Source organism: Kitasatospora sp. NPDC005856 (assembly GCF_040629945.1).
Classification (GTDB): Bacteria; Actinomycetota; Actinomycetes; order Streptomycetales; family Streptomycetaceae; genus Kitasatospora.
The window spans coordinates 89,725-103,138 of record NZ_JBEXWT010000013.1 but is presented as its reverse complement, the minus strand read 5'-3'; the positions used below and the strand labels follow the sequence as shown (position 1 = coordinate 103,138).

Here is a 13,414-nt window from a genome sequence, read left to right as displayed (position 1 = left end):
CGTCAGCCGAGGACCAGCTGCACCGGGTTGCGCTCCAGCAGCAGCACCGCGACGTCGTCGGTCAGCGCCCCGCCGTTCAGCTCCTCGACCTCCGCGATGGCGCTGTCGACCAGCCGCCCCCGGGTCAGCCCGGCGGCCTGGTGGTCGCCGACCAGGTCCGCGAGCCCGTCCTGGCCCAGGCGGCGGGATCCGGCCCCGACCCGGCCCTCGATCAGCCCGTCGGTGTAGAGCAACAGCCGCCAGCCGGGCCGCAGTTCGACCTCGTGGGCGGGCCAGGCAGCCTGCCCGTCGTGGCACGGCAGCAGACCGAGCGCGGGCCCGGCGAGGTCGGAGGGCAGGGTGATCGGCCCGTGGTCCCGGCCGAGCAGCAGCGGCGCCGGGTGCCCGGCGAGGTAGAGCCGGGCCCGCTCGCCGGCGCCGAGCGAGTCGAGGTCGCTGCCGGACCTAGCGGGCTCGATGACCAGCATGCAGAGCGTCGCGAAGATCTCGTCGCTGCGCCGCTCGTGCTCCAGCACGTGCTGGAGGGTGGTGAGCAGGGTCTCGCCGGTGAGCCCGGCGAAGACCAGGGTGCGCCACGCTATCCGGAGCGCGACGCCGAGCGCGGCCTCGTCCGGGCCGTGGCCGCAGACGTCGCCGATCACGACGTGGACGGTGCCGTCGTCGGTGCGCACGGCGTCGTAGAAGTCGCCGCCGAGCAGCGCGCGGCGGCGGCCCGGGCGGTAGCGCCGGGTGAAGGAGAGCCCGGCGCCGTCGAGCAGCGGGGTGGGCAGCAGGTGGCGCTGGAGGCGGGCGTTCTCCTGGCCGCGCAACTCGGCCTCGACCAGGCGGCGCTGGGACTCGTCGGCGCGCTTGCGCTCGACGGCGTAGCGCAGGGCGCGGGCGAGCAGCGGGCCGTCGGTCTCGTGCTTGAGCAGGAAGTCCTGCGCGCCGGCCGCGACGGCGGCCGCGCCGAGTTCGGCCCCCGCGGCGTCGGTGAGCACCACGACCGGGGTGTGCGGGGCCCGGCGGAGCAGTTCGTGCAGGCCCTCCAGCCCGTCCGAGGAGTCGGAGGGGTGGGGCAGGTCGGCGGGCGAGGCGAGGTCGAGCAGCACGCAGCCGAACTCGGGGGTGCGGGAGCGCCCGCGCCGGGCCCAGGGCGCGGGCGGGGCGAGCAGTTCGGTGGCCTGGTCCAGGCCGCGGGCCCAGTGGATCTCGATCGAGGTGCCGCTGTCGGCGACCGCGGCCTTGATCAGCTGGGCGTCCGAGGCGTCGTCCTCGATGACCAGCAGTCGCAGCGGCGCGCCGTCGGCGGGCCCGTCCGTCGCCGCGGGGCCGGCCGGGTCGGCGATGTGGGACGGGTGGGAGGCGTGCGCGGCCCGCGAGCGGGGGTGGGGTATCGGGGGAGCCGCCGTGGCCGGTCCGGTCGTGGCGCGGCTGCGGGCATGGCCGACGGGGGCGCCGTCGAGGGCGCCCGGCAGGTCCGCGGCACCAGGTGCCCGCCCGTCTCCCGTTGCGGGCATCGGTGGTTCCTCCCTTTCCCCGACTGCGTAACGGTCGGCGTCCGCCCGCAGTGCCCGCCTGGCACCGCGCGTCAGGGAACTTCTCGCGACCATAACGTGATCTCCGGGGATTTCTCTGACCGACCGGCGCCGTTGTGGTTATTGCCACGCCGGCGGCGGTGTGGTGACTGGACTCGGACGATGACCCGGTTCCCGTCCCGGCGGCCGCCGGGCGGCCCGGGGGAGGGAGCGGGCGATGGTGGAGCGGATCACCCTGGTGGAGGGTGACATCACGGAACAGCCCGTGGACGCGGTGGTGAACGCCGCCAACTCGTCCCTGCTGGGCGGTGGCGGGGTGGACGGCGCGATCCACCGCAAGGGCGGGCCGCAGATCCTGGAGGAGTGCCGCCGACTGCGCGCCTCGCACTGGGGCAGGGGGCTGCCCATCGGTCGGGCGGTGGCGACGGCGGCCGGACGGCTGCCGGCCCGGTGGGTGGTGCACACCGTCGGGCCGGTGTACCGGGCGGAGGAGTACGAGGAGCGGGCGGAGCTGCTGGCCTCCTGCTATCGCGAGTCGCTGCGCACCGCGGCGGCGCTCGGCGCGCGCACGGTGGCCTTCCCGGCCGTGTCGGCCGGGATCTACGGCTGGCCGCCGGCGGACGCGGCCCGGATCGCGCTCGGCACCGTCGTGGCGGTGCTGGAGGGCGGTGACGCGGAGGCGGGCGCGGAGCTGGCGGAGGTGCGGTTCGTGCTGTTCGGGTCGGAGATGTACGAGGTGTTCGAGCGGGCCCGGCGGGAGTTGTCCGAGCGGGACGCCTGACCGGTCGGGCGGAGCGTGGCGCGGGCCGAGCGGCGTGTGGTGTCGCCGCTCGGCCGGGTCCATGGTGGCGTGCCGAGGCGTCAACGCGCCAGAGATATTCGATAACTCGTTCGAGTGAATGCACCGGATCGCTCACCAGCTCCGGCGCTCGCGGGCACGTACGCGCTCCCGTACCCGCCGGTTCGAAGTCGGCCGTCGCTACGGCGCGAGCGCCGACCAGGGCAGCGTGACCTCGCCCTGCCGCCACCGTCCGCGCGCGTCCACCAGCGGCCAGCTGCCCGCCAGCGCCGTGCAGGCCGCCACCCAGCGCTGGCGCGCCCCGAACGCCCCGTACGGCGCGGCCGCCGCCCAGGCCCGGTCGAAGTCGGTCAGGAAGGCGTGCACCGGCCGCCCGGGCACGTTGTGGTGGATCAGTGCCTTCGGCAGTCGCTCGGCCAGGTCGGAGGGCTGGCCGAGGCCGCCCAGCCGGGCCGCGAAGGTCACCGTCCGGGGCCCCTCCGGGCCGAGCGCGACCCAGACGTGCCGCCGCCCGATCTCGTCGCAGGTGCCCTCGACCAGCAGCCCGTCCGGGGCGAGCCGCGCGCACAGCCGCGCCCACACCCCGGCCACCGCCGACTCGTCGTACTGCCGCAGCACGTTGGCGGCCCGGATCAGCTGGGCCGGCGCGCCGCCGTCCAGCGGCACCTCGAAGCCCCCGCGCCGGAAGGTGAGCAGCGGCGGCTCGGCGTACGGCAGCGCGGCGGCGACCCGCTCCGGCTCGATCTCGATCCCGACCACCCGGACGTCCGGCCGCACCGTGCGCAGCCGCCCCGCCAGTTCGACGGCGGTCCACGGCGCCGCGCCGTAGCCGAGGTCCACCGCGACCGGCGGGCGCCCGGCGGCGCGCAGCGCGCGGCCGAGGGTGTGGGCGATCCAGCGGTCCATCCGGCGCAGCCGGTTGGTGTTGGTGGTGCCCCGGGTGACCGTCCCCACCGGGCGTCCGGTCCGTCCGCGGGCGGGCGCGGCGGGAACGGGGTCGAAGGAGGCAGCCATGCCCAGAAGGGTAGTCGGGCCGCCGGCGGCACCGCGCTGACCTGGGGCGATGACGGCCGCCCCGGCCGGTGGGAGGAGTCGGGAATGCCGAACGCGGTCCGTGTGGTTGGCACACTGGTGGTGATGTGTGCCCGGACGGGGCAGCGCACACCGGACAACGGGCGGCCCGGGTACGGATCGCCTCGACGGGCAGCACAGAGGAGGCTTCAGCCAGGTGATCCAGCACCCCGTCCGTTCGGTACGCCGTGCCCAGCCCGCCGTCCCCGCGCGCGGCCGGCTCCAGGCGCTCGTTCCCGGCCGCCGCCGCCCGCGCCGGATCGCCATGCTGAGCGTCCACACCTCGCCGCTGCACCAGCCCGGCACCGGGGACGCCGGCGGGATGAACGTCTACATCGTCGAGCTGGCCAAGCGCCTGGCCGAGCTCAACATCGAGGTCGAGGTGTTCACCCGGTCGATCTGCTCGGACGACGCGCCGACGGTCGAGCTGGCCCCGGGCGTGCTGGTCCGCCACGTCACCGCCGGGCCGTACGAGGGCCTGGTCAAGGAGGACCTGCCGGCCCAGCTGTGCGCCTTCACCCACGGGGTGCTGCGGACGGAGGCGGGCCACCGCCCCGGCCACTACGACCTGGTGCACTCGCACTACTGGCTCTCCGGGCAGGTCGGCTGGCTGGCCGCGCAGCGCTGGGGGGTGCCGCTGGTGCACACCATGCACACCATGGCGAAGGTCAAGAACGCCGCGCTGGCGGAGGGCGACACGCCCGAGCCCGCGGCCCGGGTGATCGGTGAGACCCAGGTGGTGGAGGCGGCCGACCGGCTGATCGCCAACACCACCGAGGAGGCCGCCGAGCTGGCGCTGCACTACTCCGCCCGGCCGGACCAGCTGGCCGTCGTCCACCCCGGGGTCAACCTGGACGTCTTCCGCGCAGGCGGGCCGCGGACGCCCGCCGCCGCCCGGGCCCGGCTGGGCCTGCCGCAGGACGCCGCGGTGCTGCTGTTCGCCGGCCGGATCCAGCCGCTGAAGGCCCCGGACGTGCTGCTGCGGGCGGTCGCCGCGCTGCTGGGCCGCCGCCCGGAGCTGCGCGAGCGCCTGGTGGTGCCGGTGGTCGGCGGCCCGTCCGGCACCGGGCTGGCCCGGCCGGAGAGCCTGCACAAGCTCGCCGCCCAGCTGGGCATCTGCGACGTGGTGCGGTTCCACCCGCCGGTCGGCCAGCCGCAGCTCGCGGACTGGTACCGGGCGGCGACGGCGCTGGTGATGCCCTCGTACAGCGAGTCCTTCGGGCTGGTCGCGCTGGAGGCGCAGGCCTGCGGCACCCCCGTGGTGGCCGCCGCGGTCGGCGGCCTGCCGGTGGCGGTGCGGGACGGCGAGACGGGCACCCTGGTGCAGGGCCACGACCCGGTGAACTGGTCGTACGCGCTGGAGCCGTACGTGACCGACCTGGCCCTGGTGGCCCGGCGCGGCGAGGCGGCGGCCCGGCACGCGGCCCACTTCGGCTGGGACACCGCCGCGGCGACCACCGCCGAGGTGTACGCCGGCAGCATGGCCCGTCCGGCCGGCCGACTGGCGGCGGCCCGGCGCCGACTGGCCTGAGCGCGCCGGCCCCGGAGCCGACCGGCCCCGGAGCCGCCCGGCCCCGGAGCCGACCGGCCTGGGGCTGCGCCCGCCCGGTACCGGCGAGTAACGTCACCCCCATGGCAATCCGCACCAAGGACGAGGCCCTGACCCTCCTGCGCACCGCCCTGGACGACGCCGGGGTGGCCTGGGAACCGGCCGCCACCGACCCGTACACGCTGGTGGCGGCGCTCCCGGGCACCCGGAAGCTGAGCACCACCTGCGCCCTGCGGGTCGGCGACCACACCCTCTCGGTGAACGCCTTCGTGATCCGCCGTCCGGACGAGAACCACGAGGCCGTCTACCGCTGGCTGCTGGAGCGCAACACCAGGCTGTACGGCGTCGGCTACGCGATCGACGCGCTCGGCGACGTCTACCTGGCCGGCCGGCTGCCGCTGGAGGCGCTCACCCCGCAGGTCGTGGACCGGCTGCTCGGGACGGTGCTGGAGAACGCGGACCAGCCGTTCAACACCCTGCTGGAGCTGGGCTTCGCCACGGCGATCCGCCGGGAGTGGGAGTGGCGGACCAAGCGCGGGGAGTCCACCCGCAACCTGGCCGCCTTCGCCCACCTGGCCGCCCCGAAGGAGCGGCCGGCGGACGCCCCGGACGCGGACTGACCCTTCCGGCCTTCCGGTCCTTCCGGTCCTTCCGGTCCTTCCGGTCAGGCGTCGGCCGGAGCCTTCCCGGCCCGCTCCACCACGGGCACCGGTGCCGTCGGTGCCCGCGGCGCCGCCGGAGCGGGCGCCGGGACCTCCGTGACCACGGGCGGGCGGCGCCCCGCCGCGCCGGTCCGGCGGGCCAGCACCACGTACCCGAGCGCGGTGACCGTCCCGACCACCCCGCAGGCCGTCCAGAGCACCGCCGGTCCGGCGTACTGGAGCAGCAGCCCGCCGCCCGCCGGGCCGAGGAACGAGGCGAGCGACCAGGAGAGGCTGTGCACGCCCTGGTAGCGGCCGCGCCCGTGGGTCGGCGCCAGCTCGGCGACCAGGCCCATCATCACCGGCGTGTTGAGGATCTCGCCGACGGTCCAGACGGCCACCGAGAGTGCGAACAGCCAGGCCGAGGACCCGGCCAGCGCGGCCAGCCCGAAGCCCCAGCCGGTGAGCAGGCAGCTGGTGATCAGCAGCCCGGTGCGCGAGCGGCCCTCCATCCAGCGGGTGAGCGGGATCTGCAGGACCACGATCAGCAGCCCGTTCAGGCCGATGACCAGGCCGTACTGGCCGGGAGCGATGCCGGCGGCGCCCATGTCGACGGCCAGCGTGGTGCTGCCCTGCTGGAAGACCAGCGCGAGCATCAGGGTCAGCCCGACCAGCGCCATGAACGGGGCGTCCCGGAACACCGAGAGCAGGCTGAGCGGCGGCTCGGCGGAGCCGCCCGCCGGGCCGGGCACGGCCTGCGGCCTGGTCTCCGGGATCCGGAGGAAGATCACCACCGCGCAGACCACGGTGGTGAGGGCGTCCAGCAGGAAGAGCGTGAGGTAACCGTGGGAGGCGATCAGGCCGGCGACGGCGGCCGAGAGGCCGAAGCCGATGTTGATCGCCCAGTAGTTCAGCGAGTACGCGCGGACCCGGTCCTCGGGCGGCACCAGGTCGGCGATGATCGCCGAGGTGGGCGGCCGGGTGGCGTTGTTGCACAGGCCCACCATGAAGGCCACCGCGGCGATCGCCACCTGGCCGTCCGCGAAGCCGAGCAGGGTGGTGAACAGCGCGGTGCCGAGCTGGGCGCCGAGCAGGGTGGGGCGGCGCCCGATCCGGTCGGCCAGCACGCCCGCGAGGATCGCCGCGACGGCCGAACCGAGGCCGAACAGCGAGGCCACCAGGCCCGCGTAGAAGGCCGGGTACCCCCGCTCGGCGGTCAGGTAGAACGCCAGGAACGTCACGACGAACGCCCCGAGCTTGTTCACCAGCGTGCTCACCCAGAGCCACCAGAACTGCCGTGGCAGTCCGCCCACCGTCTCCTGCACCAGTCTTCGGATCCGGGGGTTGGCGGCCAGGGCGACGAGCATGTGGGGGCTCCCGGGGGCAGGCGTCCGCTGAGCGGTGGGGCAGGCCCGGTCAGCCGACGCATGTAAGTGTCAGATGTGCGGTGCACACATTACCCACCGTTTGTAGGTCCCCACCAGCGGTTTTTCTGCCCCCACTAAGCTGGGGGCCATGGCTGACACGACGTACCGACTCATCCTGCTCCGTCACGGCGAGAGCCAGTGGAACCAGAAGAACCTGTTCACCGGTTGGGTCGATGTCGACCTCAACGAGAAGGGCGAGAAGGAGGCCGCCCGCGGTGGCGAGCTCCTGGCCGCCGAGGGCCTGCTCCCCGACGTGCTGCACACCTCGCTGCTGCGCCGCGCCATCCGCACCTCGCAGATCGCCCTGGACAAGGCCGACCGGCACTGGATCCCGGTCAGCCGCAGCTGGCGGCTGAACGAGCGCCACTACGGTGCGCTCCAGGGCAAGGACAAGGCCCAGACCCTGGCCGAGTTCGGCGAGGAGCAGTTCCAGCTGTGGCGCCGCTCGTACGACACCCCGCCGCCGGTGCTGGCCGACGATTCCGAGTACTCGCAGGCCGGCGACGCCCGCTACGCCGAGATCCCGAGCGAGCTGCGTCCGCGCACCGAGTGCCTGAAGGACGTCGTCGAGCGGATGCTCCCGTACTGGTACGACGCCATCGTCCCGGACCTCGCCGCCGGTCGGACCGTCCTGGTCACCGCCCACGGCAACAGCCTGCGCGCGCTGGTCAAGCACCTCGACGGCGTCTCCGACGAGGCCATCGCCGGCCTGAACATCCCGACCGGCATCCCGCTGGTGTACGAGCTGGACGCCGACTTCAAGCCCGTCACGCCGGGCGGCCGCTACCTCGACCCGGAGGCCGCCGCGGCCGCCATCGAGGCCGTGAAGAACCAGGGCAAGAAGTAAGCCGCTTGCCGATACGGCCCCGCCCCCCGGTCGAACCGGGCGGCGGGGCTTCGTTCGTTTTCGGTCGGTTCGGGTCCAACCTGCTTGCCCGGTGTGGGAGTTGGGCAGTAGGCGGGAAAATGGTTCAGACCATTGACGGGCTCAGTCGGTGACTCCTACGGTGAGCGCACCGGACCGGCGCAGCCATGCCGGGATCTCCGCGTCCCGCCGCCGCACCCCCACGCGCTCGTCTGCGCCCCGGCGCACACTCCATCCACCCCCACGGAGGAGCACCATGCGCACACGCCACATCGTCGGGGCGGCCGTCGCCGCGCTGGCGATCCCGCTGACCCTCGCCTTCCCGGCCTCGTCCCACGGCTGGATCTCGACCCCGCCCAGCCGGGCCGCACTCTGCGACACCCACGTGGACGGCGTCCCGTGGGACTGCGGCGACATCCAGTGGGAGCCGCAGAGCGTCGAGGGCCCCAAGGGCTTCCCGGCCCTCGGCCCCTCGGACGGCACCATCTGTGCCGGCGGCAACGCGCGCTTCGCCGAACTGGACGACCCGCACGGGGGCGCCTGGCCGACCACGTCGGTGACGGCGGGCCAGCAGCTGACCTTCACCTGGACGTTCACCGCCCGGCACGCGACCAGCGACTTCCGGTACTACATGACCAAACCGGGCTACGACGCGAGCCAGCCGGTCACCCGCGCCAACCTGGAGCTGACGCCCTTCCTGACCGTCCCGTACGGCGGGAAGCAGGTGCCGAGCACGCTCAGCCACACCGCGACCGTCCCGGGCGGGCGCACCGGCCACCAGGTGGTCGTCGCGGTCTGGACGATCTCCGACACCGCGAACGCCTTCTACTCCTGCTCCGACGTCCGGTTCTGACCGGCGGGAAGGCCTGCCGTGAGGCGGGCGGGAGAACGAACGAGGTGCACGACCGCCGGTGGGCCGTGCACCTCAGGGGACTCCTCGGGCGGCGTCGCGCTCAGTGGCCGCCGCAGCAGCCGCCGTCGGCGCCGCCGCACTGGCAGGGCGCGCCGGACTGGCAGCCGCAGCCGCAGCCCGGTCCGCAGCCGCAGCCCGCCGCGAGGATCGGAAGCAGCTTCGGGGCGGATGGCTCGACGGTGTCGCGGGCGGTTGCCGGTCGGGTCGGGTTGGCCTTCATCGAGCTTCCCTCCTAGTGACGGGCACAGTCCTGTGCCCCCAATGTCGAGTGAAGCCGCCGAACGGACGGAGCGTCAACGGGCGCGCAGTGGTGGGGCGCACGGATGCCCGTGCGCCCGCACCACCCTCGTCACAGGTTTACTCACCCCCGGGGTGAGCCGGGACCGACGCCGCCCCGAGCGGCGACGAAGCGGCGTCCGGAGCAGCGACGAAGCGACGCCCGGAGCGACGCCCGGACCGGCGCCCCGACCGGCGGTCAGTCGAGCGGCGCGGCCTCGGCGGCCTCGGTGGCGGCCACGAACTCGGCCACGTGCTCACCCGTCACCAGGTACACCACGCGCTTGGCGACCGACACCGCGTGGTCCGCGAAGCGCTCGTAGTAGCGGCCGACCAGGGTGATGTCGACGGCGGTCTCGATGCCGTGGTGCCAGCGATCGTCGATCAGGTGCGACAGCAGCTCGCGGTGCAGGCTGTCGATCGCGTCGTCGTCCTGCTCCATCTCCAGGGCCTTGTCGACGTCCTTGGTCGCGATGACCAGGCCGGCCTTGGCCACCAGGCGCTGGGCGAGCTGGCCCATCTCCAGGACGGTGGAGTGCAGGTCGCCCGGCACCGCGGTGTCCGGGTAGCGCATCCGCGCGACCTTGGCGACGTGCCGGGCGAGGTCGCCGCAGCGCTCCAGGTCGGCGCTCATCCGCAGCGAGGTGACGACGATGCGCAGGTCGGTGGCGACCGGCTGCTGGCGGGCGAGGAGGTCGATGGCCCGGTTCTCCAGCTCGTGGTGGAGCTCGTTGACCTTCTCGTCGGCGGCGATCACGCTCTCCGCCAGCGCCAGGTCCGCGTCGAGGAGGGCGGTGGTGGCCCGGCCCATCGCCGATCCGACCAGCCGGGCCATCTCGACCAGGCTGTCGCCGATCGCATCGAGTTCCTCGTGGTACGCGTCGCGCATGTTCTCTCCTCAGTAGCTGTGTCGGTGGCGGTGCCGACCGGTCGGCCCGTACGACCGTCGTTCCTTCGTTCCGGCGTTCGGGTGACCGCTGCTGGTGGCGCGCATCGTACGCGCACACCCGAGCCGGTGGCCGCTGTTCGGCACACCGATCTCTCCCACACGGGCTGCCCGGCCAACTTTCGGCCGTCAGGGCGACGGTGCACGGCCGCTACGGTGAATCGGCAGCTACCTGAAGGTGAATTCTCGGCAACGCGTGGTCGATGCCTTGACCCAGTGCCTGGGGACTGCCCCGGCCGTACGCTTACGCTGGCCACATGGACGTGAACGTGGCCGCCGCCGCTGCCTGCGCCATAGCCGGGCTCGGCGTCGGCCTCACCGCCTCCATCGCCTTCCGCTGGAGCGAGCGCGAGCAGGCCAAGGGCAGGTACAGCGCAACCGGCGGCAGGAACCCCGGCCGGCACCAGTCACTGGGCACCGGCAACCCCGAGCCGCCGCTGCCGCCGGGGGTCGACACCGTACTCTCCGTGCTCCGCTCCTGCGCGATCGTGCTGGGCGAGGGCGACGAGGTGGTCAAGGCCAGCTCGGCGGCGTACGCGATGGGCCTGGTGCGCGGTGGCGCCGTCGCCGTGGACCAGATGCTCGCGCTGGCCCGCTCCACCCGCCGGGACGGCGAGATCCGCCAGGTCGAGCTGGAGGTGCCCCGGCCGGGCGCGGCCCGCGCCGGGGAGCCGCTCGCGGTCTCCGTCCGGGTGGCCCCGCTGGGCTCCCGCCTGGTGCTGGTGCTGGTCGAGGACCAGACCGAGCGGCGCCGGGTGGAGGCCGTCCGCCGGGACTTCGTGGCCAACGTCAGCCATGAGCTCAAGACCCCGGTCGGCGCCCTGTCGCTGCTCTCCGAGGCGGTCGTGGACGCGTCCGACGACCCGGAGGCGGTGCAGCGCTTCGCCGGCCGGATGCAGGTCGAGGCGGCCCGGCTGGCCAGCCTGGTGCAGGAGATCATCGACCTCTCCCGGGTCCAGGACGACCGGCTGATGGTCGACCCGGAGCCGGTCGCGGTGGACGAGCTGATCGCCGAGGCGATCGACCGCTGCCGCCAGCAGGCCGCCGCCAAGCAGATCCTGATCGCGGCGGGCGGCATCGCCGGCCTCTACCTGCACGGCAACCGCGGCCAGCTCGCCGCCGCGCTCGGCAACCTGGTCGAGAACGCCGTCAACTACAGCCCGCCCCGCACCCGGGTGGCCATCGCCACCCGGCGGATCTCCAGCGCCGCGGCGCTCGGGGAGGCGGACGGCGAGCTCATCGAGATCTCGGTCACCGACCAGGGCATCGGCATCTCCGAGAAGGACCGCGAGCGGGTCTTCGAGCGGTTCTACCGCGTCGACCCGGCCCGCTCCCGGGCGACCGGCGGCACCGGCCTGGGCCTGTCCATCGTCAAGCACGTCGCGGCCTCGCACGGCGGCACCGTCTCGGTGTGGAGCGTCGAGGGCCAGGGTTCGACCTTCACCGTCCGCCTGCCCGCCGGGCAGGAACCCACGGAGGACGAGTCCGACGACGCCTTCGACGACGAGCCCGACGAGCCCGACGCACCCGGCGGCGCGCCCGGCCACGCACCTGGCCGCGCACCCGGCCGCGCACCCGGCCACGCGCCGGATCGCGGCCCCGCCGGCCCCGCCGCCGCACCCAGAACCCTCACCACGGCCCGTACGGACCGTACGGACCGTTCGCTCCCTGCCGGGGAGCGGGAACCGCACCTGTCAGACACAACCCCTCAGCTTGCCCCGGAGGCCTGATCGTGACCCGAGTACTGGTGGTCGAGGACGAGGAGTCGTTCAGCGACGCCCTCTCGTACATGCTCCGCAAGGAGGGCTTCGAGGTGGCCGTCGCCGCCACCGGCCCCGACGCCCTGGAGCAGTTCGAACGCAACGGCGCCGACCTCGTCCTGCTCGACCTGATGCTGCCGGGCCTGCCCGGTACCGAGGTCTGCCGCCAGCTCCGGGTGCGCTCCAACGTCCCGGTGATCATGGTGACCGCCAAGGACAGCGAGATCGACAAGGTCGTCGGTCTGGAGATAGGCGCTGACGACTACGTCACCAAGCCGTACTCCACCCGCGAGCTGGTCGCGCGGATCCGCGCGGTGCTGCGTCGCCGCGGCGAGGACGGCGGCGCGGGCGACAACGGCGGCGGCCCGGGCGCCCTGGAGGCGGGCCCGGTCCGGATGGACGTGGACCGCCACGTGGTGACGGTGGACGGCGCCAAGGTCGACCTGCCGCTCAAGGAGTTCGACCTGCTGGAGATGCTGCTGCGCAACGCGGGCCGGGTGCTCACCCGGATGCAGCTGATCGACCGGGTGTGGGGCGCGGACTACGTCGGCGACACCAAGACCCTGGACGTCCACGTGAAGCGCCTGCGGGCCAAGATCGAGCCGGACCCGGGCGCGCCGCGCTACCTGGTCACCGTCCGTGGCCTGGGTTACAAGTTCGAGCCGTAAACCGCCCCGACCATGCGGAAGGCCCCCGCCGGCAGCCGGCGGGGGCCTTCGCGTCGCTCCGGCGGGCCCGGGTGGGCCCGCCGGAGCGTCAGTGCGCGGCCGGGACGGCCGGGGCGGTGGTGCCGGCCGGGATGGCGGCACCGGTGGTCGGCGCACCCGGGGTGGCGGTACCGCCGGCGGTGGCGCCGGGGGTGGCGGTCTTGGCCGGGGTGGCGGTCGGCGACGGGGTCGGCCCGTAGCCGGAGTAGAGGCCGGCGCCGTGCTCGCCCGAGTCCGGGCTCACGCCGGCCTCGGCGTCGACCTTCTGGCCGTCCTTGAAGGTGAAGACGGTGGCGGCGTAGCCGCCGACCAGGACGGTCGCGGAGGCGACGTGGGCGGACGGGTTGCCCTGGCCGCCGATCGCCACCGCGCCGTGGGCCGGGATGACGATGCTGGACTGCGAAGCGCCGGCGGCGTCCGCGAAGGTGGCAGCGGCACCGCCGACGGTGACGGACTGGAGCTCGGCCGGGGTGTCCGCGGTGTTCGCGATGTTCACGACCACGTTGGCGGCACCGGTGTAGTCGCCGGCGGTGTGCTCCGGGGTGACGACCACGATGTTGTTCAGCCGGAGGTTCGCCCCGAGGGTCGCCGCCGCGTTGTCGGGCTTGATCTGCAGGGTGTCCGGCGTGTTGCCGGCGGCGCAGGAGGACAGCGAGGCGATGGCGATGGCGGCGATGGCGGCGATGCTGCCGCGTCGAAGGCTGCGGCTCACGGCGGCGGCTTCTCCCTAGGTCACGTGTCGGTAGGTCAGGTCTCAGATTATCGACCTCGCTTATGCGCTCCTCACGGGGTGGTCCCCGTGTCGCACTCCCGGGGGCTGTCGGGGGGCCGTCCGGCGGCAAGTCCGACATGTCCAGGTCACTTGACGGACAAGCTTCGACCAAGATCGAATAACGATTCGGTCGCGACCTGAAAAAGGGTGAAAGCTCAAGATCCAATCATG

13 protein-coding genes are annotated in these 13,414 nt (G+C 74.1%); 7 read left to right on the top strand and 6 right to left on the bottom strand.

Translation table 11 applies throughout. The features are described from left to right. Nucleotides 1-2 precede the first annotated feature (2 nt). Complete coding sequence (locus tag ABZ449_RS11065) at nucleotides 3-1,499, bottom strand: SpoIIE family protein phosphatase (protein WP_360343679.1); 1,497 nt, start codon at nucleotides 1,497-1,499, stop codon at nucleotides 3-5. Between the two features lie 235 nt (nucleotides 1,500-1,734). On the opposite strand from ABZ449_RS11065, the gene ABZ449_RS11060 reads away from it, so the two are divergent. Continuing rightward, nucleotides 1,735-2,298 (top strand): O-acetyl-ADP-ribose deacetylase, encoded by a 564-nt coding sequence (locus ABZ449_RS11060; RefSeq protein ID WP_360343676.1) that lies wholly within the window; start codon nucleotides 1,735-1,737, stop codon nucleotides 2,296-2,298. A 198-nt stretch (nucleotides 2,299-2,496) separates the two neighbouring features. Here the strand turns inward: ABZ449_RS11060 and ABZ449_RS11055 are convergent, their stop codons facing one another. After that, on the bottom strand, nucleotides 2,497-3,330 hold the full coding sequence (locus tag ABZ449_RS11055) for a class I SAM-dependent methyltransferase (RefSeq protein WP_360343673.1): 834 nt from the start codon (nucleotides 3,328-3,330) through the stop codon (nucleotides 2,497-2,499). A 214-nt stretch (nucleotides 3,331-3,544) separates the two neighbouring features. On the opposite strand from ABZ449_RS11055, the gene mshA reads away from it, so the two are divergent. Both mshA and ABZ449_RS11045 read left to right on the top strand, forming a co-directional pair. After that, a complete protein-coding gene (gene mshA, locus ABZ449_RS11050; protein ID WP_360343670.1) occupies nucleotides 3,545-4,918 on the top strand; it encodes a D-inositol-3-phosphate glycosyltransferase in 1,374 nt (457 codons plus the stop codon). A 101-nt stretch (nucleotides 4,919-5,019) separates the two neighbouring features. After that, nucleotides 5,020-5,556 carry a YbjN domain-containing protein gene (locus ABZ449_RS11045; protein WP_360343667.1) on the top strand — a complete coding sequence of 179 codons (537 nt, stop codon included), beginning with the start codon at nucleotides 5,020-5,022 and terminating at the stop codon, nucleotides 5,554-5,556. Between the two features lie 44 nt (nucleotides 5,557-5,600). On the opposite strand, the gene ABZ449_RS11040 is transcribed toward ABZ449_RS11045, so the two are convergent. Then, complete coding sequence (locus ABZ449_RS11040; protein ID WP_360343664.1) at nucleotides 5,601-6,944, bottom strand: MFS transporter; 1,344 nt, start codon at nucleotides 6,942-6,944, stop codon at nucleotides 5,601-5,603. Nucleotides 6,945-7,092: 148 nt separating this feature from the next. On the opposite strand from ABZ449_RS11040, the gene ABZ449_RS11035 reads away from it, so the two are divergent. Then, the gene (locus ABZ449_RS11035; RefSeq protein ID WP_360343661.1) at nucleotides 7,093-7,851 is read left to right on the top strand and encodes a phosphoglyceromutase; all 759 of its coding nucleotides are present in this window, start codon (nucleotides 7,093-7,095) and stop codon (nucleotides 7,849-7,851) included. Nucleotides 7,852-8,125: 274 nt separating this feature from the next. Then, nucleotides 8,126-8,722: a lytic polysaccharide monooxygenase gene (locus ABZ449_RS11030; protein ID WP_360343658.1), complete on the top strand. Its 597-nt coding sequence runs from the start codon at nucleotides 8,126-8,128 to the stop codon at nucleotides 8,720-8,722. Between the two features lie 100 nt (nucleotides 8,723-8,822). Here ABZ449_RS11030 and ABZ449_RS11025 read toward each other — a convergent pair whose 3' ends face one another. Both ABZ449_RS11025 and phoU read right to left on the bottom strand, forming a co-directional pair. Further along, nucleotides 8,823-9,002: a hypothetical protein gene (locus tag ABZ449_RS11025; protein ID WP_360343655.1), complete on the bottom strand. Its 180-nt coding sequence runs from the start codon at nucleotides 9,000-9,002 to the stop codon at nucleotides 8,823-8,825. A gap of 255 nt (nucleotides 9,003-9,257) precedes the next feature. Further along, nucleotides 9,258-9,947 carry a phosphate signaling complex protein PhoU gene (gene phoU / locus ABZ449_RS11020; RefSeq protein ID WP_360343652.1) on the bottom strand — a complete coding sequence of 230 codons (690 nt, stop codon included), beginning with the start codon at nucleotides 9,945-9,947 and terminating at the stop codon, nucleotides 9,258-9,260. 314 nt (nucleotides 9,948-10,261) lie between these two features. Here phoU and ABZ449_RS11015 point away from each other — a divergent pair, with 314 nt between their 5' ends. Both ABZ449_RS11015 and ABZ449_RS11010 read left to right on the top strand, forming a co-directional pair. Next, on the top strand, nucleotides 10,262-11,734 hold the full coding sequence (locus ABZ449_RS11015; RefSeq protein WP_360343649.1) for an ATP-binding protein: 1,473 nt from the start codon (nucleotides 10,262-10,264) through the stop codon (nucleotides 11,732-11,734). 2 nt (nucleotides 11,735-11,736) lie between these two features. Continuing rightward, the gene (locus ABZ449_RS11010) at nucleotides 11,737-12,432 is read left to right on the top strand and encodes a response regulator transcription factor (protein ID WP_031069385.1); all 696 of its coding nucleotides are present in this window, start codon (nucleotides 11,737-11,739) and stop codon (nucleotides 12,430-12,432) included. A gap of 88 nt (nucleotides 12,433-12,520) precedes the next feature. On the opposite strand, the gene ABZ449_RS11005 is transcribed toward ABZ449_RS11010, so the two are convergent. Further along, the gene (locus ABZ449_RS11005; protein WP_360343646.1) at nucleotides 12,521-13,183 is read right to left on the bottom strand and encodes a DUF461 domain-containing protein; all 663 of its coding nucleotides are present in this window, start codon (nucleotides 13,181-13,183) and stop codon (nucleotides 12,521-12,523) included. Nucleotides 13,184-13,414 lie beyond the last annotated feature (231 nt).

Bases quoted from the DNA above. Each gene is read 5' to 3' on its own strand.
- ABZ449_RS11065 (WP_360343679.1), bottom strand. From the start codon at position 1,499: ATGCCCGCAACGGGAGACGGGCGGGCACCTGGTGCCGCGGACCTGCCG.
- ABZ449_RS11060 (WP_360343676.1), top strand. From the start codon at position 1,735: ATGGTGGAGCGGATCACCCTGGTGGAGGGTGACATCACGGAACAGCCC.
- ABZ449_RS11055 (WP_360343673.1), bottom strand. From the start codon at position 3,330: ATGGCTGCCTCCTTCGACCCCGTTCCCGCCGCGCCCGCCCGCGGACGG.
- ABZ449_RS11045 (WP_360343667.1), top strand. From the start codon at position 5,020: ATGGCAATCCGCACCAAGGACGAGGCCCTGACCCTCCTGCGCACCGCC.
- ABZ449_RS11040 (WP_360343664.1), bottom strand. From the start codon at position 6,944: ATGCTCGTCGCCCTGGCCGCCAACCCCCGGATCCGAAGACTGGTGCAG.
- ABZ449_RS11035 (WP_360343661.1), top strand. From the start codon at position 7,093: ATGGCTGACACGACGTACCGACTCATCCTGCTCCGTCACGGCGAGAGC.
- ABZ449_RS11030 (WP_360343658.1), top strand. From the start codon at position 8,126: ATGCGCACACGCCACATCGTCGGGGCGGCCGTCGCCGCGCTGGCGATC.
- ABZ449_RS11025 (WP_360343655.1), bottom strand. From the start codon at position 9,002: ATGAAGGCCAACCCGACCCGACCGGCAACCGCCCGCGACACCGTCGAG.
- phoU (WP_360343652.1), bottom strand. From the start codon at position 9,947: ATGCGCGACGCGTACCACGAGGAACTCGATGCGATCGGCGACAGCCTG.
- ABZ449_RS11015 (WP_360343649.1), top strand. From the start codon at position 10,262: ATGGACGTGAACGTGGCCGCCGCCGCTGCCTGCGCCATAGCCGGGCTC.